Origin of the sequence: Aeromonas sp. DNP9 (assembly GCF_001728955.1) — a bacterium.
Taxonomy (GTDB): domain Bacteria; phylum Pseudomonadota; class Gammaproteobacteria; order Enterobacterales; family Aeromonadaceae; genus Aeromonas; species Aeromonas veronii.
In genome coordinates this window covers 205,220-231,894 of record NZ_LYSQ01000002.1, presented here as the reverse complement: position 1 = coordinate 231,894, position 26,675 = coordinate 205,220, and the positions used below count along the sequence as shown (strand labels likewise).

The window sequence follows — 26,675 nt, the reverse complement described above, 5'->3', positions numbered from 1 at the left end:
CGCAGCAAAAGGGGACGATCAGGGCACGATAAAGGCCTGTTCCAGTCCACCCTGACGTACTTTTTCCAGCACACTTGCCTGCTGGTCGGCGGCGACCGGGCCAATCAGCACCCGGAAAATGGCGCCATGGGCATCGATTCGGTAGGGCACGCCGTAACGCTGGGTCATCACCTTGCCCATCGCCTCGGCCCGATCCCGGGAGCCGCTGGCCAGTACCTGGATCATCTTGCCATCACCACTGCTGGCGGGCGCTGCAGCCTTGGCAGGCGCTGGCTTGAGAGGTGCCGCTTTGGCGGGCTTGGCGGCGGGTGCCTTGACAGGAGCCGGATCGGCGGCGGGAGTGGCCATCGCCAGCGCGGTCGGTTCACCCAGGAAGCCATCTTGCGACAGTGTGTTGGAGGCCGCAGCCGGAGTGGTCGGGGTCATCTCGATGGGCTTCATCGGTTCCATGATCACCATCTGATCCGGGGTGTCGCTGATCAGCTCCAGCCGTACTCGGGCCTCACCGCTGTCGACCATCTCCAGCTGCTTAGCCGCTGCGTAGGAGAGGTCGATCAGGCGCGGGCTGTTGAACGGGCCGCGATCGTTGACCCGCACTATGGTCTCCAGCCCGTTGTCCAGATTGGTGACCCTCACATAGCTCGGGATGGGCAGGTTGCGGTGGGCGGCACTGAACAGCTTGCTGTCCAGCACATCTCCGTTGGCGGTCTTCTGGCCGTCCAGATCCGGCGACAACCAGCTGGCGGTGCCCTCTTCGCTGTAGTGTTTGATGTCGCGCCACACCTCGTGCTTCTGCTTGCCGATCCAGTAGTCCCGGTTGCCGCTGGCACTCAGGGGCTCGGGGCGCGGAATGGCGCCGGTGGCTTGCGGGATCTCGATAACGGGTGGCTTGCTGACCGGTGCTTGCGGCTCGACGGGGGCGCTCTGTTCCGGCTGGCTGCTACAGGCGGCCAGCAACAAGCTCAGGCTGAGCGGGAGGAGTTTGTGACGAAGATGCATACGCTTCCTGAATGGCTTGGCTAAGTTGATACACCGCCATCGCATAGAGTGGGCTGCGATTGTAACGGGTGATCACATAAAAGTTATGCCGTGCGACCCAGTATTCCGGTCCATCGGCTTGGGCAAACGCCAGCAACTTGACCGGCGTCTGTGGGGCCAGCGGCGTGGCGAGCTCAATCCCTGCCGCCGCCAGTTCTGACCACTGTTGTGTTAACTCGGGCTCAGGCCTGAGTAGAGGTTCGACTGCCATCAACCCGATCTGGGCCGGTTCCACCACGGATTCGCCCCAGCGCCACTGGTGACTGGCAAAATAGTTGGCCACACTGCCGATGGCATCGACCGGGTTGGCAAACAGATCCCGCTTGCCATCCCCGTCAAAATCGACGGCGTAGTGGCGATAGCTGGAGGGCATGAACTGCCCCATCCCCATGGCGCCGGCATAGGAGCCCTTGAGGGTATCGAGTTGCCACCCTTCCTCTTTGGCCAGCACCACAAGCTGGGCAAACTCCTTGGCAAAGAAGTCGCTGCGCTCCGGGTAGTGGAACCCCAGGGTGTAGAGGCTATCGAGCACCGGATGACGGCCCATCTGGCGACCATAGAAGGTTTCTACCCCTATGATGGCCACGATGAGCGAGGCGGGCACCCGATAGGTCTGCTCCGCGCGGGCCAGTGTCTCGGCATGTTGCTGCCAGAACTGCTGGCCGTCACGGATGCGATCCGGGGTAACGAACAGCGGCCGGTAGCGATGCCAGGGTTTGGCCTCCCACGGCTTGCTGATGGTGTCGAGCACCTCCTGCCGTAACTGGGCGCGGGCGACGGCAGCCTGCAGCTCCGCCAGCGGTACCTGCTGCTGTTCGGCGAGCAGGGCCAACCGATCCGGCGCCACGGCGGCGGTCGCCATCGTGGTGGCGAGAGAAAGCAGCAATCCAACCCGTCTCATCAGGCGAGCAGTCTTCTATGAGTCTGGATGGACATCAGGATACCGAATCCGGCCATCAGGGTCACCATGGAGGTGCCGCCATAGCTCACCAGCGGTAGGGGTACCCCCACCACCGGCAAGATGCCGCTCACCATGCCCATGTTGACGAACACATAGACGAAGAAGGTGAGGGTGATGGCACCACCCAGCAGTCGCTCGAAGCTGTTCTGGGCCTGCATCGAGATAAACAGGCAACGGCTGATGACGTAGAGGTAGAGCACCAGCAGCAGGGCAACCCCCACCAGACCGAACTCCTCGCTGAATACCGCGAAGATAAAGTCGGTATGCCGTTCTGGTAAAAACTCCAGCTGGGACTGGGTCCCTTGCAGCCACCCCTTGCCAAAGACGCCGCCGGAGCCGATGGCAATCTTGGACTGGATGATGTGGTAGCCGCGGCCGAGCGGGTCTTTCTCCGGGTCGAGCAGCATCAGCACCCGCTGGCGCTGGTAGTCGTGCATCAGGAAGAACCAGAGCACCGGCATAAAGGCCAGCATCAGCAGGACCGCCAAGCCGATCAGCCACCAGCTGAGCCCCGCCAGGAAGATGACGAAGAAGCCGGAGGCGGCCACCAGAATGGAGGTGCCAAGGTCAGGCTGGGCGGCGATCAACAGGGTGGGCAGCAGCACCATGATGAGGGCGATCACCACATGGCTGAACTTGGGGGGCAGCGAGTGGCGACTGAGCCAGGCGGCCACCATGATCGGCATGGAGAGCTTCATCACCTCGGAGGGCTGGAACTTCATAAAGCCCAGATCGAGCCAGCGCTGGGCCCCCTTGCCGATGTGGCCGAACACGTCCACCGCAATCAGCATCAGCACCACCACGGCGAACAGCGGCACCGACCAGCGAGCGTAGAGGGAGGGGGGCAGCTGGGCCAGGCCGATCATCAGGGCAAAGGCGAGGCCGCCGCGCACCAGCTGGCGCACGATAGAGTCCATATCCTGACCGGAGGCGGAGTAGAGCACCACCATGGAGAGGGTCATCACGGCCAGCAGACCGAGCAGCAGGGGCAAGTCGATATGCAGCTTGTACCAGATGCTCTGCTGGCGGGCAGAATTACTCATTGGGAGCGACCTCACTCGGTTGGGACGGCTTTTCCGGTGCCGGTGGCAGTTGCGGATCAGGGGGCAGCAGATAGGCATCCAGCATTTGGCGTGCAATGGGCGATGCAGCTCGACCACCGCCACCTCCGATGGAGTTTTCCAGTACCAGAGCTACCACCGCTTTGGGCGCCTCGAAGGGTGCATAAGCAACGAACAAAGCGTTATCGCGATGCTCCGCCTTGACCGTCTTGATGTTGTAAACCTGATTTTCCTTCAAACCGACTACCTGAGCGGTGCCCGATTTGCCGCCTGAGGAGTAAGGCGCCTTGGCAAACGAGTGACGGCCACTGCCTTCACTGCCATGGTTGACTCGCCACATCCCCTCCTGCGCCACTTTCCAGAAGCTGTCGTTCTTGAGCTTGAGGGCGATATTGGGGTTGATGGGGGCATCGACCACCCCCGCCTGGGAGGCGGTGCTCTTGAGCAGGTGCGGGGTGACGTCGTGACCATTCTGGGTCAGGATGCTGATCGCCTTGGCCAGTTGGAGCGGGGTGGCGCTCCAGTAGCCCTGACCGATACCGACAGAGATGGTGTCACCCTGATACCAGGGCTGGCGCCAACGGGCCATCTTCCAGTCACGGGACGGCATGACCCCCTTGGTCTCTTCATAAAGATCGACCCCTGTGTACTGACCGAAGCCAAACTTGGTCATGTAGCTGTGGATCTTGTCGATGCCGACCCGATAGGCGAGATCGTAGAAGTAGGTATCTGCCGAGACCTCGATGGCGCGATAGACGTCGAGCCAGCCATGACCCCAGCGGCGCCAGTCGCGAAACTTTTTGGTGGTACCGGGAATGGAGAAGCTCGGGCCGCCGAAATAGCGGTAGCCCGGGGTAATGGCCCCCTCGTTGAGACCCATGATGGACATCATGGGCTTGACGGTGGAGGCAGGGGCATAAATGCCCTGAGTGGTGCGATTCACCAGTGGCCGCGCCGGATCGTTGAGCAGCGCCGAGTAGTTGGCGCTGGAGATACCGGTCACGAACAGGTTGGGGTCGTAGCTGGGGCTCGACTCCAGGGCCAGGATGGCGCCGGTTTTCGGGTCCATCATCACGATGGCTCCGCGCTGGCCAGCCAGCAGTTGCTGGGCCTTGAGCTGCATCCGGACGTCGATATTGAGGTAGATATCCTTGCCCGGAATAGGTGGCTGGAACTTGAGGGTGCGGACAATCCGGCCGCGGTTGTTCACCTCGACCTCCTGATAGCCCGCCACACCGTGCAGCTCATCTTCGTAATACTTCTCCACCCCCTGCTTGCCGATATCCTTGGTGGCCGCGTAGTTGGCGAGTTTTTCTTCCTTCTCGAGGCGCTCTACGTCACGGGTGTTGATTTTGGCCACATAGCCCAAAGCATGGGTGAGGGTGTCACCAAACGGGTAGTAGCGCTTGAGGTAGGCCTCGATGCTGGCGCCCGGGTAGTTATGCTGGTTGACCGAGAAGAGGGCCACCTGATATTCGGTCAGCTTCTCGTAGAGGGCGACCGGCTTGAAGCGGCGCTGGCGCTTCACTTCGGTGAGGAACTTCTCCTTGGTGCCTTCCGGCAGACCCAGCAGGGTGATCAGCTGGTCGGCGGTTTTTTCGAGATCTTTGGTCTCTTCCGGCACGATTTCCAGACTGTAGACCGGGCGGTTTTCCGCCAGCAGCACACCGTTGGTGTCATAGATGAGGCCCCGTGGCGGTGCCACCGGCACCACGCGGATTCGGTTGGAGTTGGAGCGAGTCTGGTAGGTGTCGTAGGACTCGACCTGCAGATAATAGAGATTGCCCAGCAGCACCAGCATCAGCACGACGATGCCGATGTAGGCTACCAGGGTGCGCCGGAAGAACAGATTGCCCTCGGCACTGTGATCGCGCATTTCGATGCGTTGTTTCAGCATGCCTTTACCTCAAGACCCTTGGGGGCAATAAGAGCAGGAACTGCATTGTTCACTCTCTGTGATAGGGGTGAATATGAGAGGTGAGACTCCAGAGACGCATGGCTCACTCTCTATGATACGGATGATTGGTGGTGATGCTCCAGGCCCGATAGAGGCTCTCTGCCACCAGCACCCGTACCAGCGGATGGGGCAGGGTGAGCGGTGACAGTGACCAGCTCTGTTCAGCGGCAGCCTTGCACTCGGGTGACAAGCCTTCCGGCCCGCCTACCAGCAGGGCCACATCGCGGCCATCGAGTTTCCACGCCTCCAGCTGGGTAGCCAGCTGCTCCGTGGTCCAGGGCTTGCCCGGAATGTCGAGGGTGACGATGCGCGAGCGCCCCGCAGCCGCCAGCATGGCTTCCCCTTCCTTCTGCAGGATGCGGGGAATGTCGGCATTTTTGCCCCGTTTGCCTGCGCCGATCTCGACGAGTTCAAACGGCATGTCTTTGGGGAAGCGGCGACGATACTCTTCGAAGCCATGCTCTACCCAGGCGGGCATCTTGGTGCCCACCGCAATCAACTGGATCTTCATGGTCGTTACACTTGTGCTCTTATTGCGTATTCATTTGAGCGGCACCGCTCCACAGCTTTTCCAGTTGGTAGAAGTCACGGTGTTCATCCTGCATCACATGCACGATCACCGAGCCCATATCTACCAGCACCCATTCACCGCTCAGTTGTCCTTCCACGCTCAGCAGATCCAGACCTGCGTGGCGGGCTTCGCTGGCCAGATGGTGGGCAATGGCGCTGACGTGACGACTGGAGTTGCCGGAACAGATGATCATGGTGTCAGTAATGCTGGATTTGCCGCGTACATCGAGGGTGATGATGTCGCGGCCTTTCATGTCATCGATCTTGTCGATGATAAAGGCATGCAATTCTTGGCCTTGCAATGAGTCTCTCCTGTATTCCGGCGCGCAGCGTTTGCGTCAGGGCGGCGGATTATATCATGGTCACTCCCGTTTCCCATCGGGTGGGGCGGGATTACGACAGGGGCTAGCGGCGGTTGGCGCGGTAGAGCCCCTGTTGATCAATATAGTGCGCAACCGACTCGGGCAAGAGGTAGCGGGTGTCTTGTCCCTCATCCAGCAAGGCCCGCAGTCGGGTGGCTGACAGTTCGATGGGCTGGTTGTCCGCCAGCCAGATATGACCGGCCAGACGCTGATGCAGCGCGTTGGCATCTGTGGTGTGATGGCGCGCCAGCAGCTGCGCCACCTCGGTCGGATACTCCGGTTGCCAGCCCGGTCGCACGCTCACCACCAGATGGGCATGGTCGAGCAGCTCCTGCCAGCGGTGCCAGCTTGGCAGGCTCAGCAGGGAATCCATCCCCATCAGAAAACATAGCGGCGTATCGGGCAGTTCACGACGCAGCTCGATCAGGGTATCTATGGTGTAGGAGGGTTTGTCGCGCCAAAGTTCCCGCTCATCCACCACAAAATGGCGGTTCTCTGCCGCCGCCAGCCTGACCATGGCCAGACGCTGCTCGCTGGAGCAGTGCGGGTTGGCGCGGTGGGGCGGTATATGGTTCGGGATCAGCCGCACTTCGGCCAGACCAATGGCATCGCGCGCCTCGATGGCGGGGCGCAGATGGCCGATATGGATAGGATCGAACGTGCCCCCCAACAGGCCAATGGGCGCCTTTAGCATGGCGCACTCTCCATCGCCAGCGGCAGGGGCGTGCCATCGCGAAAGCCGAGGGCTATGGTCTGCAGCATCAGCCAGGCCTGCTCGGTATCAAAGCGGCGCTGGGCATCGTCCAGCTGGGCCATCAGTTGCCACAGTTGCTGCAACTTGGCAAACGGCAGACGGGTCAGTGCTTGCTGAATGAGCTGCTGGCGGCTCTGCCAGATGCGCAGGCGGCTGAAGTGCTCACCCAGCGGCTGGCCGTTGCGCATCGCCAGCGACAGCTCGGTCAGCTGCTCCAGCTCGCGGCAGAGGGTCCAGGCCAGTATGCCCGGCTCGGTGCCTTCGGCCCGCAGGGCGGCCAGAATGCGCTGGGCCCGGTTCACCTTGCCCTCCAGCAGGGTATCGACCAGCTGGAACGGGGTGAAGTGGGCGTGGCGGATAATGGTCTCTTGCAGATAGGTGACGCTGATGGGCTGGGGCGGCGAGAGCAGGGTCAGCTTCTCGATCTCCTGGCTGGCGGCCAGCAGGTTGCCCTCGTAGGAGTGGCACATGAAGTTAATGGCATCCGGCAGCGCCTTGAGGCCGAAACGCGCAAAGCGGGCGCTCATCCAGCGCGGGAAAAACTTGGGCTCCGGATGGTTGACCGGCACATAGGTGCCAATCTGGTAGAGCTTGTCGAACCAGGCTGCCTTCATCTGGGTCTGGTTGAGGCGACTGCCACTCAGCACCAGCAGCAAATCTGGATGAAGCTGCTTGCCAATTTCGCTGATGCGGGCGGCCAGATCCTTGTCCACCTTGGCGGGCAGCTCCAGCTCGATGATCTGGCGGGCGGAGAAGAGGCTCATGGCCTGACAGGCATCGTAGACCTGATTCCAGTCCAGCCCCTGTTCCACCACGAAGGTGTGGCGCTCATCGAAACCCTGCTTGCGGGCGACCTGACGGATGGCATCAATGGCCTCCAGTCGCAGCAGGGGCTCGTCGCCAAAAACGAGATAGCAGGGCCGAAGCCCTGCTTTGAGGTGGTCACCAAATTGTTCAGGATAAATTCGCATCAGAAGCTTGCCTGACTGAAATGAAGGCGCACAAGATTCGCGGCCTGCTTTGGCTGCTTGAACTGCGACTCGTCACCAAATTGTTCAGGATAAATCCGCATCAGAAGCTGACCTGACTCAACTGCCGGATCACCTGATTGGCCGCCTGCTCCTGCATTTCGCGGTTGAGCTGCTCCTGCTCACGGGAGGAGGCGAGCGCTGCATCCGGCTTGTTGAGGAAGCTGCGGTTGAAGTTGATGGGGAAGACCTGAGTCGGCTTGCCCGGTACCGAGATGGTGAACTGGGTACCAAAGCCCAGCACATATTCGGTGTCCGTCCCCAGCGCGTTGACCGAGGCGACCTGACTGGTGCTGCCTACGCCGCCCAGAGTGAGCACCGGAATGCCCTCCTTGTCGGCCAGGGTCACGCCAGAGGCCTTCAGTCGGGTGGTAACCATCCGGTAGAAGTCGCTCTTGTTGTCGCCCACGACCTTCATGGTCATCAGCTCGCTCGGAATGCCGTTGCCGCGCATGTGAAAGCCGCAGCCTTGCAGCAGCAGACCAGCCAGCACGATGGCCATCCAGCGGGTGAAGATGGTGCCCATAGAAAATCCTCTTTGCATTAAGGGAAAGCGGCGGGCGCAGGGCCCGCCGTTATCATCCGTTTGCTGTCACAGATTGGCAATGATCAGTTGGTAACCAATCAGTTGGTAGCCAATTAGTTAGCGACAATATTGAGCAGCTTGCCCGGTACATAGATCACCTTGCGCACGGTCAGACCGTCGGTGAACTTCTGCACGGAGGCATCGGCCATCGCCAGCTTCTCGACGTCGGCCTGGCTGATCTCGGCCGGCACGGTCAGTTTGCCGCGCATCTTGCCGTTGATCTGTACCACCACCAGCTTCTCGGTCTCGACCATGGCCGCTTCATCGGCCACCGGCCAGGCTGCGTGATCGATGTCGTCGCCTTTGCCCAGCATCTTCCACAGCTCGAAGCCGATGTGCGGGGTGATGGGGTAGAGCATGACTACCACGGCTTCCAGCGCTTCCTGCATCAGGGCGCGGTCCTGCTCTTCTGAACCCAGCTTGGAGAGATTGTTCATCAGCTCCATGATGGCGGCGATGGCGGTGTTGAAGGTCTGACGGCGACCCACGTCATCACTCACCTTGGCGATGGTCTTGTGCAGTTCACGGCGTACCGCTTTCTGCTCGTTGGTGAGAGCAGCTACATCGAGTGCGGCAACGGCGCCACCGGAGACGTGTTCGAAGGTGACGCGCCACAGGCGACGCAGGAAGCGCTGGGCACCCTCTACGCCGGAGTCGGACCACTCCAGGGTCATCTCGGCCGGAGAGGCGAACATCATGAACAGACGGACGGTATCGGCGCCGTAACGCTCGACCATCAGCTGCGGGTCGATGCCGTTGTTCTTGGACTTGGACATCTTGGTCATGCCGGAGTGCATTACCTCACGGCCTTCGTTGTCGATGGCCTTGGTGATGCGACCCTTCTCGTCACGCTCTACCTTGACGTCAGTCGGGCTGACCCAGACGTTGCCGCCCTTCTCGTCTTTGTAGTAGAAGGCGTCGGCCAGCACCATGCCCTGGCAGAGCAGGCGCTTGAACGGCTCGTCGCTGTTGACCAGACCCGCGTCACGCAGCAGCTTGTGGAAGAAGCGGGCGTAGAGCAGGTGCATACAGGCGTGCTCGATACCGCCGATGTACTGATCCACCGGCAGCCAGTGGTTGGCAGCAGCCGGATCCAGCATGCCCTTGTCGTAGTCCGGGGAGCAGTAGCGCGCGTAATACCAGGAGGACTCCATAAAGGTGTCGAAGGTATCGGTCTCGCGGAACGCTTCCTGACCGTTGTAGGTGGTCTTGGCCCACTCGGCATCGGCTTTGATCGGGCTCTGGATACCATCCATCACCACATCTTCCGGCAGCAGCACCGGCAGTTGATCTTCCGGCGTCGGTACCACGGAACCGTCAGCCAGGGTCAGCATCGGGATGGGGGCACCCCAGTAACGCTGACGGGAGACACCCCAGTCACGCAGACGGTAGTTGACGGTGCGCTTGCCCTTGCCGAGCCCTTCCAGCTTGCTGGCGATGGCATCGAAGGCGCCCTGGAAGTCGAGACCGTCGAACTCGCCGGAGTTGAACAGCACACCTTTCTCGGTATAAGCGGCTTCGCTCACGTCGACGTCGCCATCAACCGGCTTGATCACCGCCTTGATGTCGAGGCCATATTTGGTGGCGAATTCGAAGTCACGCTGATCGTGGGCCGGAACCGCCATTACGGCGCCGGTGCCGTAGTTCATCAGCACGAAGTTGGCGACCCAAACCGGTACCTTGCGGCCATCCAGCGGGTGAATGGCATAGAGGCCGGTGGCCATGCCCTTCTTCTCCATGGTAGCCAGCTCGGCTTCGGCTACCTTGGTGTTCTTGCACTCTTCGATGAAGGCGGCCAGCTCAGGATTGTTCTGGGCTGCTTGCTGCGCCAGCGGGTGGCCGGCAGCGATACCGACATAGGTGACGCCCATGAAGGTGTCCGGACGGGTGGTGTAGACCTCCAGCTGCTCAGCCTGACCCTCAATATTGAAGCTGATGTTGACGCCTTCGGAGCGGCCAATCCAGTTGCGCTGCATGGTCTTGACCATCTCTGGCCAGCCTTCCAGATTGTCGATGTCGCTGAGCAGCTCTTCGGCGTAGTCAGTGATCTTGATGAACCACTGGGGGATCTCTTTCTGTTCCACCGGGGTGTCACAGCGCCAGCAGCAGTTGTCGACCACCTGTTCGTTGGCCAGTACGGTCATGTCGTTCGGGCACCAGTTGACGGAGGAGGTCTTCTTGTAGACCAGACCCTTCTCGTAGAGCTTGGTGAAGAACCACTGCTCCCAGCGGTAGTAATCCGGTTTGCAGGTGGCGACTTCACGATCCCAGTCATAACCCAGACCCAGCATCTTCAGCTGGTTCTTCATGTATTCGATGTTTTCGTAGGTCCAGGGCGCCGGTGCGGTATTGTTTTTGATCGCGGCGTTCTCGGCCGGCAGACCGAATGCATCCCAACCTATGGGTTGCAGCACGTTCTTGCCATTGAGGCGTTGATAACGGGAGATCACATCACCTATGGTGTAGTTACGAACGTGCCCCATGTGTAGTCGACCAGACGGATAAGGGAACATGGACAGGCAGTAGAACTTCTCCTTGTCTACCTTCTCCACGGCCTTGAAGGTTTTCTTGGCATCCCAGTGCTTTTGCACTGCTGGTTCGATTGATTGGGGAACGTATTGCTCTTGCATTGGTGACATCCGGATCTGTGAAATGAATAGATAAATCAGCTGGGAAATCGCAATAGAATACCCATATCCTGCGGCGGCAACAACCGCCAGCGTCCCTTGGGCCTTAAGCCGGGCCAGATCAGGGTTTAGTAGAGGAGTTAGAGCCATGGACAAACGTCAAAAAGGGTACGAAGCCTTCATTGCCGAGCTGCAAAAACAGTGGCAAGAGACTGAAGAGTTCCAGGGGGAGCGCCTCAACCGGATGATTGCCAAGGTGCAGGCCTATCTGGAGGCTGCCAGCGACCTGACTCAGGACGAACTGGCGCTCATCGCCGAGTACGTGAAGCGGGATCTGGGCAACTATGACGAGGGGCGCCATGACGATAGTGCGCAGGTGGAAGAGTCTGCCTTTATGCTGGCCCTCAAAGACACCGCCTGGTCCTGGCTGGCGGATGTGACCGACCGCGCCCAGGTGGAGTGGCGGGAACTGGCCGACGAGCTGGAGCACAAGGGTGTTTACGAAGCGGGTGACTGGGTAGGGCTTGGGGTCATGGTGTGCGACCAGTGTGGCTGGCGCCATACCGTGCTGCACCCCCAACAGCTCGATACCTGCCCCGAATGCGGTTGCGCCGAGTACCACCGCGAGCCGCTCTCGCCCTGAGCAGCCATACCATCTATGCGGACGAGATAACGAGGAAAAGGCGCCATTAGGCGCCTTTTTCTTGCTTGCAGGTTTCGTCGGGACGTTTACTTGCCTGCGACGGAGAGGCCACAAAAACGGATAAGCGGGGCGTAGAAGCCCTTGCTGTCGTTGTGGTGCATGGTGTCACCGACCGCTTCCAGCTCGCCCAGCAGGCGGTAGAAGTTGCCTGCTACCGTGATGCCGCGCACCGGCTGCAGGCGAACTCCATCGCGACAGAGGAACCCTGACGCGCCAAAGGAGAAGTCACCGCTCACCGCATCGGCACCCGAATGCAGGCCATCCAGCTTGACCAGCTCCAGATAGTCACCGCGCTGCACCTCCGCTTCGCTATGGGGGCCCGCGCCAAACACCAGATGGCGAGCGGCCACATCGAGGGCGCTGCGGGCGCCGCGGGCGGCCGAGCCGTTGCTGGCGACGCCAAAGTGGCGGGCGGTGGCGCTGTTGTGGAGCAGGGTTTTCAGCTCCCCTTCGCCAATCAGCAGCAGATCCGAAGTGGCCGCCCCCTCGCCATCAAACGCCTTGATGTTCATGCCGCCAGGCATATAGACCCGGCTTTCCAGAGTGAGCCAGCGTGACGCCACGCTCTGGCCGACCTTGCTGCGCCAGGGGTTGATCCCCTGCTGGGCCCACTTGCCTGATAGCACGCCCTGAAAGCAGCCAAACAGGCTGGCGAAGCAGTTGGTACTGAAGATGACGCTGTAGCGACCACTCGGCACCGCTTCACCGGGCAGCAGGCCATCGGCGATGGCGTAGATCTGCTCGATCAGGGCCTGGCTATCCAGCTCGTCGAAGCGACGGCCATACTGCCCCTGCGAGTGCATCGACTGGCGGCCATCCCGTACCACCAGCGCCGAGGTGTAGCAGCCGACGCTGAACTCGCCGTGCTGGCAGAGGGTGCCCTGACTGTTGGCGAGCCAGAGCTGGCTCTCACCTTCGAAGAAGCTGTTGTAGGGGGCGCCGCTCACATCGGGCATGGCCAGCATGTCTGATTCGAGGCGCAGGGCCAGGGCGATCTTCTCCTCAACCGGCGTGGTATCGGGCTGGTTGATCTCGGCGCAATCTGTGGTGATCCGGCTATTGGCCACCGAGATGCGCTGATCCGCATCCACCTTGGCAAAGCGGCTGGCATCGAGCGCATCTTGCAGCATGGCATCCAGCGCCAGCTCATCGAGGGATTCCGAGTAGGCGATGCCGACTCGGCCCTCTTTGATCAGGCGAATACCGAGCTGCTGGCTGCTGGTGACCTTGTATTCACCCAGCTCGCCCTTGTCTGCCTTGAGGGAGAAGGCCTTCTCCTGATTAGCGATGATGTCCGCCTCGGCGCCGAGGTCGGTCACCTTGTCGAGCAGGCGGGTGAGCAGTTGGTTCATGTCGATGGTGCTCATCAGGCGTTCCCTCCCACCAGAATATTGTCCACTTTGAGGGCCGGCTGGCCCACCGAGGTGGGGACCGAGCCCGAGACAGAGCCGCACATACCGGCGGCCAGCGCCAGATTGCGGCCCACCATGGAGATCTCTTTCAGCACCTGTGGGCCGGTGCCGATCAGGGTGGCCGACTTGAGCGGTTTGGTTATTTTGCCGTGCTCGATGAGGTAGGCCTCTTGCACATTGAAGTTGAATTCACCGGTGCCGGGCTGTACCGAGCCGCCCCCCATCTTCTTGGCGTAGATGCCGTGCTCCACCGTGGCCAGCATATCGTCGAGGCTATGGTTGCCCGGTTCGATATAGGTGTTGCGCATGCGCGAGGTGGGGGCGTACTTGTAGGATTCGCGCCGCCCGGAGCCGGTGCGGGCGTAGCCCGTCTTGAGAGCACCCATTCTGTCCACCAGAAAGCCGGTCAGTACCCCGTCCTTGATGAGCTGGGTGTGCTGGGTCGCCATCCCCTCGTCATCGACGTTGATGGAGCCCCAGGCATTGCCTTGCAGCCCTTCATCCACCGCATTGACCACCGGATTGGCGATGAGCTGGCCCATCTTGTCGTGGAATACCGACGCCTTTTTGGCCACCGAGGTGGTCTCCAGCAGATGGCCGCACGCCTCGTGGAAGATGACGCCGCCAAAGCCGTTCTCCATGATGACCGGCAGGGTGCCGCTCGGGCAGGGAGCCGCGCCCAGTTTCACCAGCGCCTGACGGGTGGCGGTGAGGGCCAGCTCGTGCGGATCGATGCGATCGGCATGCTCCCACCCCATCAGGGCGCCCGGTGCCTCGTAACCGACGCTCTGCTCGCTCCCTTCCATGGCGATGGTCTGGGCCATGATGCGGTTGTAGTGGCGGCGATCGGCGACTTGCACCCCTTCGCTGTTGAAGATCTCCACCTCCTGCTCCCAGCCCAGCACGTTGCCGGAGAACTGACTCACCTTGTCGCTCTCGGCGCGGGCCGCCGCATCCATGGCGTGCAGATAGGCGATCTTCTGCTCCAGCAGCTTGTCTGCCGAGAGCGGCAGCGCCACCGGGTTGCGATCGCTCAGGCGGGTGAAGTCGAAGGCGGTGGCGGTCACCACGGGGTCGCGGCGGTCTTTGGCCGCCAGCAGGGTGACGATGCGCAGCAGCTCATCGCGGCTGGCCAGATTGGTGTAGCCGTAGAGCACCTTGTGGCCGTAACAGAGGCGCACACCGATGCCGAAATCGAGGCCACCGCTGATGTTCTCTATCTGGCTGGAGAGCAGGCTGAGCTGGCTGCGGCGCTTGCGCTCGACAAACAGCTCGGCGAAATCGGCACCCAGCGCCAGCGCGTGATCGAGCACGTCACGGGCGATGGCGGGGGCCAACAGGGAGAATGGGGTCATAGAATATCCTTTTCTGGTCTGTCCGTTTGCTTCCGACATCCGGCTCTGATTGTTATGGGATGTCGAGTCCATTGTTGCAGACCAGCACAAAAAAGTCGCTATAGCGTCATGCGATGATACCGATTGAGAAAATCGGCACGATAACTGCGCCCGGCGGCCAGGGCCAGGCGCTCAGAGTCGTTTTGCCAAAACGTGGGAAAGATCAGAGCAGGGCGTGGATTTCGCTCAGGATCTGTTCGACCCACTGCTCGATGCGCGGATCGGTCTGGTCATACTGATTGGCATCGTCCAGCGCCAGCCCAACGAAGTGACGGCCATCGTCGATCAGTGCCTTGGAGGCATCGAATTCGTACCCTTCGTTGGGCCAGTAGCCCACCAGCTTGACCCCTTTTGGCACCAGCTGATCGTGCAGCATGCCGAGGGCGTCCTGGAACCATTCGCCATAACCGAGCTGATCGCCGAGGCCAAACAGGGCGACGATGCGTCCCTCCAGATGGAGATCGGTGATATCTTCCCAGCGGGACTCCCAGTCCTCCTGCAGTTCGCCAAAATCCCAGGTGGAGATGCCGAGGATCAGGATCTCGTAATCCTCCATCAGGCGCAGGGAGACATCCTTGATATTGTGAATATCCACCAGCTCGGGGCCGATGAGGGCGCGGATCTTCTCGGCAGCCATCTCGGTGTAGCAGGTGGTGGAACCGTAAAACAGACCAATCTTCATCGCTCTTCTCTCTGTTGGCGCTTTCTCGCGTGCTTTGGCGCGTTCTCGCATGCTCGTGTGGGCTGCGCCATGTTGGCAACACGATGGGTAACGTAAGGGGAGGGCGCCAGTCTAGCAGATTGCCATTCGACCTTCACCGCCCGACAAGGGGCGTGGCAAACGAGCCTTACCTTTCCAATGAAAGTGCCTTGTCTTTCCAAGGAGTTGGCGCGTTACAATGGGCCATCTTTCCCCTGATTGCAGCGCACCATGAGTAAACCCGACCCCCATCCCCTGATTGAACCCTTCCTCGATGCCCTCTGGCTGGAGCGGGGATTGTCTGACAACACGGTCAGCTCCTATCGCAGCGATCTGGAAAAGTTTTCCCTCTGGCTCGACGAGCAGGGGAGCTCGCTGCTGCTGGCAGGGATGGACGAGATCCAGCACTACCTCGCCTGGCGGGTCGATCACCAGTTTGCGGCAAGCAGCACCGCCCGCTTCCTGTCGGCCCTGCGCCGCTTTTACCAGTACCTTAACCGCGAGAAGCTGCGCAGCGATGATCCGACCGTGCTGCTGGAGGGGCCCAAGTTGCCCAAGAAGCTGCCAGCCGATCTGAGTGAAGCCGAAGTGGACGCGCTCTTGCGTGCACCGCTGGTGGATGATCCGCTGGAGCTGCGGGACAAGGCGATGCTGGAGCTGCTCTACGCCACCGGGCTGCGGGTTTCCGAGCTGGTGGGGCTCACTGCCGAGCATGTCAGCTTGCGTCAAGGCTTGGTGCGGGTGGTGGGCAAGGGCAACAAGGAGCGGTTGGTGCCGATGGGCGAGGAGGCGATGCACTGGCTGGAGCGTTACTACCGGGAGGCCCGTACCCTACTGCTGGGGGGCACCAGCTCGGATGTGGTGTTTCCCTCCAAGCAGGCCCGTATGATGACCCGCCAGACCTTCTGGCATCGCATCAAGCTCTATGCCCTGCGGGCCGGGATCAACGGTGAGCTGTCCCCCCATACCTTGCGCCACGCCTTCGCCACCCATCTGCTCAACCACGGCGCAGACTTGCGGGTTGTGCAGATGCTGCTGGGTCACGCGGATCTCTCCACCACCCAGATCTACACCCATGTGGCCAACGAGCGACTCAAGGCGCTGCACGGTGAGCACCACCCCAGAGCCTGAGTTGTTGGCCTTTCAAAAACAAAAAACCGCCAGCAGGCGGTTTTTTTATCTCTACACGACAGGAGATGGCGCTTATTTCCCTTGCTGGGATTTCAGCAGATCACGGATCTCGGTCAGCAGCTCCTGATCCTTGGTCGGGCCTGCCGGGGCGGCGGCTTCCTCTTCCTGCTTCTTCTTCAGGGTGTTGATGGCCTTCAGTCCCATGAAGATGGCAAAAGAGATGATCAGAAAGTCGATGATGGTCTGGATGAACTTGCCATAGGCGATGACCACGGCGGGTGTTGCACCTTCTGCGGCCTTCAGGGTGACCGCCAGGTCGCTGAAGTCCACGCCGCCCAGGATCAGGCCGATGGGCGGCATGATTACGTCACCGACAAAAGAGGAGACAATTTTGCCGAAGGCGGCACCAATGATGATACCGACCGCCATATCGATGACGTTGCCGCGGGCGGCAAAGGCTTTGAACTCTTGAATCAGACTCATTATTTCCTCCGAAATTAAACAAGATAGCGCGTTGATTACCCTTGCCACAGGGCGAACTCTTGTCAGGAAAAACAGAGGCTAAGCCGCGTTATTCCTGTCGTCCTGACTAGCTTGCGGGCGTTATGAGTCCTTGGCAATCGGGGGGAACCATTTTTTTGGTACAAAGCGATATTAATTTTTTAATAAGTAGTTGATTGAATGATGAGCTGTGCTGCTGTAGTTTGCTGGGTCGATTCATTCATACCACGTGAGTAAACAAGTGAAGTATTTACTACTGGGAATGATGCTTTTGTGCACATTTGCTGCCAGAGCGGGGATGGATACCCAAGCCTTGAAACAGACCATCACGGCCCGGCTGGGGGTCCCCGTCTATCTGGTTGAACCGACCCCGATCGCAGGGTTGTATATGCTGGGCACCTCGCAGGGGGTGCTCTACAGCGATGCCAAAGGGGATTATGTGGTGCAGGGGGTCATGCTGGATATGACCCGCGACATGAAGAACCTGACCATCTCGGGTATGCGCGAGCAGCGCCGACTTGGCTTGGCACAGGTGGCCCATGCCCCCATCGTGCTCAAGGCCCGGGATGAGCGTCACCGGGTCGCGCTGTTTCTCGGCGAGCGAGACGCAGCACGCCATAAGCTTTCTACTACGTTGAAACGGCTGCAGGCATCCGGGGTGAGCGTGGCACTCTATCCGGTGATTGATCACGCCGAACGGGCCGCCGACTGGTGCAGCGATCCCCTGCTGCAAAATGATCCGTTAAAAGCCTATTTGCCTCAAACGGCTTGTAGTGAGACCCTTATCCAAAATATTGGCCTGAGCCAATGGTTGGGGGTCAAGGTACTGCCGGCCTGGGTCTCCTCCGACGGGGATCTGGTGCGCGGGTATCAGAGCCCCGAACAGCTGCTCAAGATACTGGATAATTTTGATGCCTCTGCAAATCCGTCGTCGTCCGCGAGTTGATGATTCCCATCTGCCTGCCACCCTGCATCCCCTGCTTCGCCAAATCTTCGCCAGCCGTGGCGTAGAGGATCCCGCCCTGCTGGAGCGCAGCGCCAGCCAGCTGTTGCCGCCCCAGCGCCTCTATGGGATGGAGCAGGCGGTGCCGCTGCTGGCGGATGCCCTGATTGTCCAGAAACGGATTCTGATTGTCGGCGACTTCGACTGCGATGGTGCCACCAGTTCGGCGCTGTGTGTACTGGCCCTGCGCGCCATGGGGGGGCGCCACATCGATTTTCTGGTGCCCAACCGCTTCGAGTTTGGCTACGGCCTCACCCCCGAAATTGTCGAGCTGGCGGTGGCGCGCGGCGCCGAGTTTCTGATCACGGTGGATAACGGCATCTCCAGCATCGCCGGGGTGGCGGCTGCCAAGGCGGCCGGCATGCAGGTACTGGTTACCGATCACCATTTGCCGGGTCAGGAGCTGCCTGACGCCGATGCCATCGTCAACCCGAACCAGCGCGGTTGCAACTTCCCCTCCAAGTCGCTGGCCGGGGTGGGGGTGGCCTTCTACCTGATGGCGGCCCTCAACACCCATCTGCGTCAGCTCGGCTGGTACGAACGGCAAGGGTTGCGAGCCCCCAATGTGGCGGATTACCTCGACCTGGTGGCCCTCGGCACGGTCGCCGACGTGGTGGCGCTCGATGGCAACAACCGCATCCTGGTCCATCAGGGCTTGCAGCGGATCCGGGCCGGGCGCTGTCGCCCCGGCATTCAGGCGCTGGTGGATGTGTCGGGCCGCGATGGTCGCCGCCTCACCGCCGCCGACCTCGGTTTTGCGCTGGGGCCACGCCTCAATGCGGTAGGGCGCCTCGATGACATGTCCCTCGGGGTCGCCTGTCTGCTCTGCGATGATCTCAATCTGGCGCGCCAGCTTGCGGCCGAGATGGACAGCCTCAATCAGGAGCGCAAGGAGATCGAGCAGGGGATGCAGCAGGAGGCCCTCGCCACTCTGGAGCAGATCCGTTTTCGCGATGGCGAGGTGCCGTCGGGTATAGTGCTGCACCGGGACGAGTGGCATCAGGGGGTGGTGGGGCTGGTGGCCTCCAAGGTGAAGGAGAAGTACTACCGCCCTGTCATCGCGTTTGCCGAGAGCAGCGAGACCGAGCTCAAGGGCTCCGGCCGCTCTATCCCCGGCGTGCACCTGCGCGATGCGCTGGAACTGCTCGACACCCGCCATCCGGGCCTGATGGGCAAGTTTGGCGGCCATGCCATGGCGGCAGGGTTGACCCTGCCCAAGGCCAATATCGAGGCGTTCGGTCGGGCGTTTGAGGCGGTCATCAGCGAGCTGGTGACCCCCGAGCTCTTGACCGGGGTGCTGCTCACCGATGGCGAGCTGCTGTCGGACGAACTCAATATCGAGCTGGCGGAGCTGATTCGCGCCTCCGGCCCCTGGGGTCAGGCCTTCCCCGAGCCGCTGTTTGACGGCGAGTTCGTGCTGGTGCAGCAGCGGCTGGTGGGGGAGAAGCACCTCAAGATGATGCTGACAACCGATTCTGGTCACGCGGTGGATGCCATCGCCTTTGGGGTCGATCTCAAGCGCTGGCCCGATGCCTCGGTCAAGCGGGTGCGGCTTGTCTACCGGCTCGATGTCAACGAGTGGCGCGGCAACCGCAGCGTGCAGCTGCTGGTGGAGCATCTGGAGGCAGCCGGTCTCTGAGCCGGTAGCATCGCTGCTCTATCGCCGCTTTATCACAGATAGCGCTGACAACGGCCACCCTCGGGTGGCCGTTTTTGTTGGCGGATCTCTGGAAAAGGGCGTTGACCTGTCTATAGCTTTACAGTTTAAGCTCGTCTCTATCGGGTCACCTGAGGGCCCGCACCGTGAGTGATTGCCATGAAAATATCCGAACTGGCCCGCCGCTGCGGCCTCGCCCGCTCCACCCTGCTCTATTACGAGAAGCTGGGGGTGATTGCTGGCACCCGGGCCGCCAACGGCTATCGCCACTATGACGAGGGGGATCTGCAGCGACTGCAGATGGTGCAGGCCCTGCAGGCGGGTGGTCTCAGCCTCAAGCAGTGCCTCGCCTGTCTGGCTGGCGAGATAGATCAGGCGGCATTGCAGGCCCGTGTCAGGGAGCTCGATCAGGAGCTGGCGCGGATGCAGCGCGCCCGGGATCTGTTGGCGGATCTGGCAGGGTTGCGTCCGCGCTCCGGTGAGGAATTCAAGGCCTGGCAGCTGCAACTGCAGCGCGAGGCACCGGAGGCCTACTTCGCGTGGGTGATGAAACAGGGTTTTAGCGAGAAAGATCGCTACCACTTGCAATGGTTGAGCAAAGACATGAATGAACATGATCGTTACATCAAGGACTTTATCCAGCTGCTGGATGGCATGAGTTACTGGGGGCCGGGGGATCGCGCCTTCACCCAGCAGCAGTTTGCCGCCTTGCCCATCCGGCCGCGCCGGATCCTCGACATGGGTTGCGGGCGCGGTGCCTCGACCATGGCGCTGGCTCAGGTGACCGATGCCGCCATCGTAGCCATCGATCTGGAAGAGGAGGCACTGGCCGCCGTGGCGCACTCCGCCCGTGCAGCAGGCTTTGAGCATGTCTCCACCCTCTGCGCCAACATGGCGGCACTGCCGGACGATCTGGCCCCGGCCGACCTCATCTGGGCAGAGGGGAGCGCTTACGTGATGGGGGTTGCCAATGCGCTGAAGGCGTGGCGTCCGCTGCTCGCGAGCCCGCAGGCTTGCATCGTGCTCAGTGATGCGGTCTGGCTGACCGATAACCCGCCCGAGGAGGCGTTGGCATTCTGGCAGCAGGATTATCCCGCCATGCAGACGCTGGCGGGCCTGCTTGAGACGATACAAGCGGCAGGCTATCGCTGCCTGTCACACACTCCGTTGCCGATGAGCGCCTGGAACAACTATCTGGACCCTATCGAGGTCAATCTGGTGCGCTATCGAGACGAGCTGGGGGAGAGTGCTGCATGGCAGGACTTGAGCCGGGAAGTGGCCATCCACCGCCAATATCTGGGCAGTTACGGCTATGTGATTTGCTGCCTGCAAAAAGATGCGTGATAAGTTGTCGTAAAAATGAGGCGCCTGCGGGCGCCTCGTTGTTTATCAGGGATGGCTGATGGCCATTACAGCTCGCGGGCCCAGGGGTGGGCCTTGGGGCGCAGCGCCAGCGCCAGACCCAGCAGCAGCACGGTCAGGCCGTAGAGAGGCCAGCTGCCAAAGCGCAGGTAGGGGGTCTCGCCGTGGGCGGGACGTACCTCGCTGCGCAGCACGCCCGCTTCAAACTGCGGGATTTGGCCGATGATGCTGCCGTCGATTTCGGTCACGATGGTGATGCCGGTGTTGGTGTCGCGCAGCAGCGGACGAGCCAGCTCCAGCGCGCGCATCCGGGCGATCTCCATATGTTGCCACGGGCCGATGCTGGTGCCGAACCAGGCATCGTTGGAGACGGTCAGCAGGAAGTCGGTATCAGCATTGACGTTGCGGCGCACCTCCTCCGGGAAGATGATCTCGTAGCAGATGGCGGCGGCAAACTTGAGCCCCTTGGCGATCAGGTTTGGCTGCACTTCGTCACCCCGGCTGAAGGAGGACATCGGCAGGTTGAAGAAGGGGGCGATGGGGCGCAGCAGATCTTCAAACGGCACGAATTCGCCGATGGGCAGCAGGTGGTACTTGTTGTAGCGGTTGGAGTGGTTGTAGAAGTAGGACTCCTTGCCATCCGCATCCTGCACCCCCATGCCGAGCACGGTATTGTAGAAACGCTGTTGCTGCTCGTCGTAGTGGATGATCCCCGCCAGCAGGCCGGTATCGTTCACCTTCATCGCCTTGTCCAGATTCTCCAGATAGGGGCCCATCGCCTTCTCGATAGCCGGGATCGCCGACTCGGGCCAGATGATGATGTCGGCATCCTGATTCTCGCGGCTCAAGTCCTGATAGGTGCGCACCGTGGGGGCCAGTGCCTCCGGATCCCACTTGAGGGACTGGGCAATATTGCCCTGCACCAGCGCCACCTTGACCGGCTCGCCACGGGTCACCCAGTTGAGTTGCATCAGGCCGTGGGCGCTGGCAACCAGCAGGGCGGGCACCGCCAGCCAGAGTGGGGAACGGGATTTCCACACCAGCCAGATGGCTGAGGTGCCGAGCAGCAGCGCCAGCGTGATGCCCTGTACCCCAAGAATCGGGGCAAAGCCTTTGAGGGGGCCATCAATTTGGCTGTAACCAAACCAGAGCCATGGGAATCCGGTCATCACCCAGCCGCGCAGCCAGTCGGCCAGCAGCCAGAGTGCCGGGAAGGCGAGCAGCCAGCGGCTCCAGTGACGGCCGCCAAAGAAGCGGGCAAAGACCCAGCTGGCGAGCGTCGGGTAGAGGGCCAGATAGGCGGAGAGCCCGGCCAGCAGCACAAAAGCGACCGGCAGCGGGATGCCGCCAAACTCGGTCATGCTGACATGGATCCACCACAGCCCCGGCAAAAAGAGTCCCATGGCGTAGCCAAAACCGCGCCAGGCGGCCTGTTTCGGCGTTGCTTTGTCCAGCAGGGCGTAGAGGCCAAGCAGGGAGGGGATCACCAGCGGCCAGTAGCCGAAGGGGGAGAAGGCCAGCACTGCGATGGCACCAGAGGCCAATGCACTGAGGCTTAACAGAATTTTGGAAGTAACAGGGGATAATCTCACGGGCGATGGTGCTCGTCTTGGTGTGCAACTGGGGTCGAATGGCCGGTATCTTAACCTGTAAGCGGGGCAACGGCGAGCCTCGATGCCGGTGGCAGAGAGCACAACGCCCCGAGGTCGGGGCGTTGTTTCACACATCGAGCGGATCTGCTTATTGCGGCTCGGATTGCGCCGCCGCGTGGTGCTCGGGGATCTTCACCTGCAGTTGCTGCAGACGGCGCCGGTCGGCATGCATCACCTTGAACAGGTAGCCGTCCAGCTCGATCTCCTCGCCCTTCTTTGGCAGGTGGCTGAAGGCGTGCATTACCAGACCACCCACCGTATCCACCTCTTCATCGCTGAATTTGGTGCCGAAGAAGTCGTTGAAATCCTCGATCTCGGTCAGGGCGCTGATGGAGAAGACCCGCTTGCTGAGACGGCGGATTTCGTCCGGCTCATCCTCGATGTCGTCAAACTCGTCGTCGATCTCGCCAACGATCAGTTCCAGTATGTCTTCGATGGTCACCAGACCGGAGACGCCACCAAATTCGTCGACCACGATGGCCATGTGGTAGCGCTCTTCACGGAATTCCTTGAGCAGACGGTCAACCCGTTTGCTTTCCGGCACGATCACCGTGGGGCGCAAGATTTTCTCGAGCTGCAGCGGCTCGCTGGCGTGATGGCCGCCAAACCCGAAGGGGAGCAGATCCTTGGCGAGCAGAATGCCCTCCACATGATCCTTGTCCTCGTTGATCACCGGGAAGCGGGAGTGGCCGGACTCGATGATCACCGGCAGGATCGCATCCACCGGCTGGGACTTCTCGATGGTCACCATCTGGGAGCGGGGGATCATGATATCGCGCACGCGAAGATCGGCGATCTCCAGCACCCCCTCGATCATGTCCTTGGTGTCCTGATCGATGAGGTCGCGCTCTTCGGCATCGGCTATCACGTCTACCAAATCATTGCGGTCTTTTGGCTCGCCCTGGAAGAGTTGGCTGAGTTTGTCGAGCCAGGTTTTCTTCGGCGAGCCGGTACTAGGGTGATCGTCGGTCATTTTCTCTCTTGGTTACTCGTATGAACACACTTGAAATAGTTCGGGTTATATAAGGATGGCCATCTGCTGTTTCAAGACGATGACCATCCGGTTCTTTACTCTTCGTCGTTCAGATAAGGATCGGCAAAACCGAGCTCCTGCATGATGTCGCGCTCAAGCGCTTCCATCTCTTCGGCTTCCTCATCCTCGATATGGTCATAACCTAGCAGATGCAGACTGCCGTGCACAACCATGTGGGCCCAGTGTGCCATCAGGGGCTTGCCCTGCTCCTGTGCCTCGCGCTCCACCACCTGACGGCAGATCACCAGATCGCCGAGCAGCGGCAGCTCCAGACCGGGCGGCGCCTCGAACGGGAAGGAGAGCACGTTGGTGGGCTTGTCCTTGCCGCGATAGGTGAGGTTGAGCTCGTTGCTCTCCGCCTCGTCGACGATGCGCACCGTCACTTCTGCCTCCTGCTGGAAGCCGAGAATGGTGCCGTCGAGCCAGCCTTGCAACTGGGCTTCGGTGGGCAGGCCGTCAGTGCTGGCACTGGCCAGCTGCAGGTCCAGGGTTACGCTCATTGCTCGCTCTCTTTGCTGGAGTTTGTTTGGCCGGCCACCTTCTCGGCGGCCTGTTTGGCGTCGAACGCCTCATAGGCCTGCACGATACGGGCCACCACCGGGTGGCGCACCACGTCTTTGGACTCGAAGAAGTTGAACGACAGACCATCGACCCCTGGCAGCACTTCCAGCGCGTGGCGCAGGCCGGATTTGGCGTTGCGCGGCAGGTCTACCTGGGTGATGTCACCGGTGACCACTGCCTTGGAGTTGAAGCCGATGCGGGTGAGGAACATCTTCATCTGCTCGGTGGTGGTGTTCTGGGCCTCATCGAGAATGATAAAGGCGTCATTGAGGGTTCTTCCGCGCATATAGGCGAGCGGCGCCACCTCGATGATGTTGCGTTCCATCAGCTTCTCGACCCGCTCAAAGCCCAGCATCTCGAACAGGGCGTCGTAGAGGGGGCGCAGGTAAGGATCCACCTTCTGGGAGAGATCCCCGGGCAGGAAGCCGAGCTTCTCACCCGCTTCCACCGCCGGACGAGTCAGCAGAATGCGGCGAATTTCCTGACGCTCCAGCGCATCCACCGCCGCTGCGACCGCCAGATAGGTCTTGCCGGTACCGGCCGGGCCTATGCCGAAGCAGATATCGTGGCGCACGATATTGGCGATGTACTGGGCCTGATTTGGGCTGCGTGGCTTGATGAGACCGCGCTTGGTCTTGACCGTCACCTCCTTGCCATAGGGGATGCTCGGCGCCGGTTCGTCATCCTGCTCCAGCACCCGCGACTCCTGAATGGCCAGATGGACCATGTCGGGAGTGATATCGGTCACCTTGCCACCCTTGAGGGGCTGGGTTTCCACATAGAGGTGCTTGAGGATGACGGCGGCGGCATCCAGCTGGGCCGGTTTGCCCACCAACTGGAAGTGGCTGTCACGGTAGCTGATCTCGACGCCGAGGCGGCGCTCCAGCTGCTTGATGTTGTCATCGAAGGGGCCGCACAGGCTGGCAAGGCGCTGGTTGTCGGCGGGCTCCAGATGCAGATTCAGGGTCGAGATGTGTCGGCTCAAAATATCCTCGTCTCAAGGCGCTCCCCATCCGCCGGGCGAATGGGGAGGAGGGGATTAATGGGGAGTGAAGGCGGCCACGCCCAGCTCGTCCGGTACGTTATCCGGGCGGTTGGATTTAACCGGGATTTCGCTCTGGGCGGGGGTAAACGCGGCTACTCCGAGTTCGTCCGGTACGTTATCCGGGCGACGGGCCAGGATTTCGCTCGGGGCGGTGGCGATCCGCAGGTTCATCTCGCTCTCGCCGCGGATGAACTTGCCGCGCAGGGAGTTGGGACGTACCTCGGTGATCTCCACGTCGGCAAAGCCGCCGATCAGGGTGTGCTGGCCTTCGAAGTTGACCACCCGGTTGTTCTCGGTGCGACCACACAGCTGCATCGGGTCGAGCTTGGAGGGCCCTTCCACCAGGATGCGCTGGGTGGTGCCCAGCATGGCACGGCCAATCTGCATCGCCTGGTTGTTGATGACGTGCTGCAGGCGGGCCAGACGAGCTTTCTTCACTTCCATGTCGACATCGTCGGGCATGTCGGCGGCCGGGGTGCCCGGGCGCGGACTGAAGATGAAGCTGAAGCTCATGTCGAAACCCACATCCTCGATCAGCTTCATGGTCGCTTCAAAGTCTTCGTCCGTCTCGTTCGGGAAGCCAACGATGAAGTCGGAGCTGATGGTGATGTCGGGACGGGCGGCACGCAGGCGACGGATCTTGGATTTGTACTCCAGGATGGTGTGCGGGCGCTTCATCATGGTCAGGATACGGTCGGAGCCGCTCTGTACCGGCAGGTGCAGGAAGCTGACCACTTCCGGGGTGTCTTTGTAGACTTCGATGATGTCGTCGGTGAACTCGATCGGGTGGCTGGTGGTGTAGCGAATGCGATCGATACCGTCGATGGCGGCCACCAGACGCAGCAGCTCGGCGAAGGTGCAGATGCCGCCATCAAAGGTCGGGCCGCGGTAAGCGTTGACGTTCTGACCGAGCAGGTTCACTTCGCGCACGCCCTGCTGGGCGAGCTGGGCGATTTCGTAGAGCACGTCGTCCAGCGGTCGGCTCACCTCTTCACCGCGGGTGTAGGGCACCACGCAGTAAGTACAGTATTTGGAGCAGCCTTCCATGATGGAGACGAACGCGGTAGCCCCTTCGGCGCGCGGTTCGGGCAGGCTGTCGAATTTTTCGATCTCGGGGAAGGCGATATCAACCTGGGCACCACGGCCCTCTTGAACTTCCTTGATCATGGCAGGCAGGCGATGCAGGGTCTGCGGGCCGAACACGATATCGACATAGGGAGCGCGCTGGCGGATGGCATCGCCCTCCTGAGAGGCAACGCAGCCACCCACGCCGATCACCAGACCGGGCTTGTTGGCCTTGAGCTTTTTCCAGCGTCCCAGCTGGTGGAACACCTTCTCCTGCGCCTTTTCGCGGATGGAGCAGGTATTCAGCAGCAAGACATCTGCCTCTTCGGGCTCTTCGGTAAGGGTGTAGCCATTGCTGGCATCCAACAGGTCGGCCATTTTGGACGAGTCATACTCGTTCATCTGGCAACCCCAGGTTTTAATGTGAAGTTTCTTGCTCATTGCTTCTCTTGACTTGTTTTGAAATCGGCATGGTCAAAGGACCGCGCATTTTACTCCGCAATCTGGATACT

The 26,675-nt window shown here is 61.0% G+C and carries 23 protein-coding genes and 1 pseudogene; 5 read left to right on the top strand and 19 right to left on the bottom strand.

Features of this window, described 5'->3' with window-relative positions; genetic code table 11:
- Positions 1 to 18: 18 nt before the first annotated feature.
- The 10 genes from A9G06_RS02160 to leuS all read right to left on the bottom strand — a co-directional run bounded on the left by A9G06_RS02160 (position 19) and on the right by leuS (position 10,947).
- On the bottom strand, positions 19 to 999 hold the full coding sequence (locus A9G06_RS02160; RefSeq protein ID WP_069554126.1) for a septal ring lytic transglycosylase RlpA family protein: 981 nt from the start codon (positions 997 to 999) through the stop codon (positions 19 to 21).
- Positions 941 to 1,939: a lytic murein transglycosylase B gene (mltB, locus tag A9G06_RS02155; RefSeq protein ID WP_069554125.1), complete on the bottom strand. Its 999-nt coding sequence runs from the start codon at positions 1,937 to 1,939 to the stop codon at positions 941 to 943. Before mltB ends, A9G06_RS02160 begins: the two co-directional genes overlap by 59 nt.
- Complete coding sequence (gene rodA / locus A9G06_RS02150) at positions 1,939 to 3,042, bottom strand: rod shape-determining protein RodA (protein WP_005335170.1); 1,104 nt, start codon at positions 3,040 to 3,042, stop codon at positions 1,939 to 1,941. The genes mltB and rodA overlap by 1 nt, the downstream gene beginning before the upstream one ends.
- On the bottom strand, positions 3,035 to 4,957 hold the full coding sequence (gene mrdA / locus A9G06_RS02145) for a penicillin-binding protein 2 (RefSeq protein ID WP_069554124.1): 1,923 nt from the start codon (positions 4,955 to 4,957) through the stop codon (positions 3,035 to 3,037). The genes rodA and mrdA overlap by 8 nt, the downstream gene beginning before the upstream one ends.
- Positions 4,958 to 5,060: 103 nt before the next feature.
- Positions 5,061 to 5,528, bottom strand: coding sequence for a 23S rRNA (pseudouridine(1915)-N(3))-methyltransferase RlmH (gene rlmH, locus A9G06_RS02140; RefSeq protein WP_005335166.1), 468 nt, complete (start codon positions 5,526 to 5,528; stop codon positions 5,061 to 5,063).
- Between the two features lie 19 nt (positions 5,529 to 5,547).
- Complete coding sequence (gene rsfS / locus A9G06_RS02135) at positions 5,548 to 5,889, bottom strand: ribosome silencing factor (RefSeq protein WP_005335165.1); 342 nt, start codon at positions 5,887 to 5,889, stop codon at positions 5,548 to 5,550.
- A gap of 103 nt (positions 5,890 to 5,992) precedes the next feature.
- The gene (nadD, locus tag A9G06_RS02130; RefSeq protein ID WP_069554123.1) at positions 5,993 to 6,643 is read right to left on the bottom strand and encodes a nicotinate-nucleotide adenylyltransferase; all 651 of its coding nucleotides are present in this window, start codon (positions 6,641 to 6,643) and stop codon (positions 5,993 to 5,995) included.
- Positions 6,637 to 7,674, bottom strand: a complete 1,038-nt coding sequence (gene holA, locus A9G06_RS02125) for a DNA polymerase III subunit delta (protein WP_069554122.1) — start codon at positions 7,672 to 7,674, stop codon at positions 6,637 to 6,639. The genes nadD and holA overlap by 7 nt, the downstream gene beginning before the upstream one ends.
- Positions 7,675 to 7,774: 100 nt before the next feature.
- Positions 7,775 to 8,257, bottom strand: a complete 483-nt coding sequence (gene lptE, locus A9G06_RS02120) for an LPS assembly lipoprotein LptE (RefSeq protein WP_005335160.1) — start codon at positions 8,255 to 8,257, stop codon at positions 7,775 to 7,777.
- A gap of 113 nt (positions 8,258 to 8,370) precedes the next feature.
- Positions 8,371 to 10,947: a leucine--tRNA ligase gene (leuS, locus tag A9G06_RS02115; protein ID WP_069554121.1), complete on the bottom strand. Its 2,577-nt coding sequence runs from the start codon at positions 10,945 to 10,947 to the stop codon at positions 8,371 to 8,373.
- Between the two features lie 145 nt (positions 10,948 to 11,092).
- Here leuS and A9G06_RS02110 point away from each other — a divergent pair, with 145 nt between their 5' ends.
- Positions 11,093 to 11,587 (top strand): zinc ribbon-containing protein, encoded by a 495-nt coding sequence (locus A9G06_RS02110; RefSeq protein WP_005335155.1) that lies wholly within the window; start codon positions 11,093 to 11,095, stop codon positions 11,585 to 11,587.
- A gap of 86 nt (positions 11,588 to 11,673) precedes the next feature.
- Here A9G06_RS02110 and A9G06_RS02105 read toward each other — a convergent pair whose 3' ends face one another.
- The 3 genes from A9G06_RS02105 to fldB form a co-directional block, all read right to left on the bottom strand.
- Entirely contained in the window at positions 11,674 to 13,014 is a 1,341-nt protein-coding gene (locus A9G06_RS02105; protein WP_069554120.1) for a metallopeptidase TldD-related protein, read from the bottom strand.
- The gene (locus tag A9G06_RS02100; protein ID WP_069554119.1) at positions 13,014 to 14,414 is read right to left on the bottom strand and encodes a TldD/PmbA family protein; all 1,401 of its coding nucleotides are present in this window, start codon (positions 14,412 to 14,414) and stop codon (positions 13,014 to 13,016) included. The genes A9G06_RS02105 and A9G06_RS02100 overlap by 1 nt, the downstream gene beginning before the upstream one ends.
- A gap of 202 nt (positions 14,415 to 14,616) precedes the next feature.
- Entirely contained in the window at positions 14,617 to 15,135 is a 519-nt protein-coding gene (gene fldB, locus A9G06_RS02095; protein WP_069554118.1) for a flavodoxin FldB, read from the bottom strand.
- A 249-nt stretch (positions 15,136 to 15,384) separates the two neighbouring features.
- Here fldB and xerD point away from each other — a divergent pair, with 249 nt between their 5' ends.
- On the top strand, positions 15,385 to 16,284 hold the full coding sequence (xerD, locus tag A9G06_RS02090; protein WP_069554135.1) for a site-specific tyrosine recombinase XerD: 900 nt from the start codon (positions 15,385 to 15,387) through the stop codon (positions 16,282 to 16,284).
- A 72-nt stretch (positions 16,285 to 16,356) separates the two neighbouring features.
- Here the strand turns inward: xerD and mscL are convergent, their stop codons facing one another.
- Entirely contained in the window at positions 16,357 to 16,767 is a 411-nt protein-coding gene (gene mscL, locus A9G06_RS02085; protein WP_047438040.1) for a large-conductance mechanosensitive channel protein MscL, read from the bottom strand.
- 316 nt (positions 16,768 to 17,083) lie between these two features.
- Here mscL and A9G06_RS02080 point away from each other — a divergent pair, with 316 nt between their 5' ends.
- The 3 genes from A9G06_RS02080 (at position 17,084) to A9G06_RS02070 (ending at position 20,789) form a co-directional block, all read left to right on the top strand.
- Positions 17,084 to 17,731, top strand: coding sequence for a disulfide isomerase DsbC N-terminal domain-containing protein (locus tag A9G06_RS02080; protein WP_069554117.1), 648 nt, complete (start codon positions 17,084 to 17,086; stop codon positions 17,729 to 17,731).
- Entirely contained in the window at positions 17,697 to 19,427 is a 1,731-nt protein-coding gene (gene recJ / locus A9G06_RS02075; RefSeq protein WP_069554116.1) for a single-stranded-DNA-specific exonuclease RecJ, read from the top strand. The genes A9G06_RS02080 and recJ overlap by 35 nt, the downstream gene beginning before the upstream one ends.
- A 177-nt stretch (positions 19,428 to 19,604) precedes the next feature.
- The gene (locus tag A9G06_RS02070; RefSeq protein ID WP_069554115.1) at positions 19,605 to 20,789 is read left to right on the top strand and encodes a MerR family transcriptional regulator; all 1,185 of its coding nucleotides are present in this window, start codon (positions 19,605 to 19,607) and stop codon (positions 20,787 to 20,789) included.
- A 65-nt stretch (positions 20,790 to 20,854) separates the two neighbouring features.
- Here the strand turns inward: A9G06_RS02070 and lnt are convergent, their stop codons facing one another.
- The 5 genes and pseudogenes from lnt to miaB all read right to left on the bottom strand — a co-directional run.
- Complete coding sequence (gene lnt, locus A9G06_RS02065) at positions 20,855 to 22,399, bottom strand: apolipoprotein N-acyltransferase (RefSeq protein WP_069554114.1); 1,545 nt, start codon at positions 22,397 to 22,399, stop codon at positions 20,855 to 20,857.
- A gap of 148 nt (positions 22,400 to 22,547) precedes the next feature.
- Positions 22,548 to 23,432, bottom strand: a complete 885-nt coding sequence (gene corC, locus A9G06_RS02060; protein ID WP_005354092.1) for a CNNM family magnesium/cobalt transport protein CorC — start codon at positions 23,430 to 23,432, stop codon at positions 22,548 to 22,550.
- A 95-nt stretch (positions 23,433 to 23,527) separates the two neighbouring features.
- A complete protein-coding gene (gene ybeY / locus A9G06_RS02055; protein ID WP_069554113.1) occupies positions 23,528 to 23,992 on the bottom strand; it encodes an rRNA maturation RNase YbeY in 465 nt (154 codons plus the stop codon).
- Entirely contained in the window at positions 23,989 to 25,038 is a 1,050-nt protein-coding gene (locus A9G06_RS02050; RefSeq protein ID WP_005354086.1) for a PhoH family protein, read from the bottom strand. Before A9G06_RS02050 ends, ybeY begins: the two co-directional genes overlap by 4 nt.
- Positions 25,039 to 25,176: 138 nt before the next feature.
- A pseudogene (gene miaB, locus A9G06_RS02045) lies at positions 25,177 to 26,604 on the bottom strand (tRNA (N6-isopentenyl adenosine(37)-C2)-methylthiotransferase MiaB); the annotation flags it as partial.
- Positions 26,605 to 26,675 lie beyond the last annotated feature (71 nt).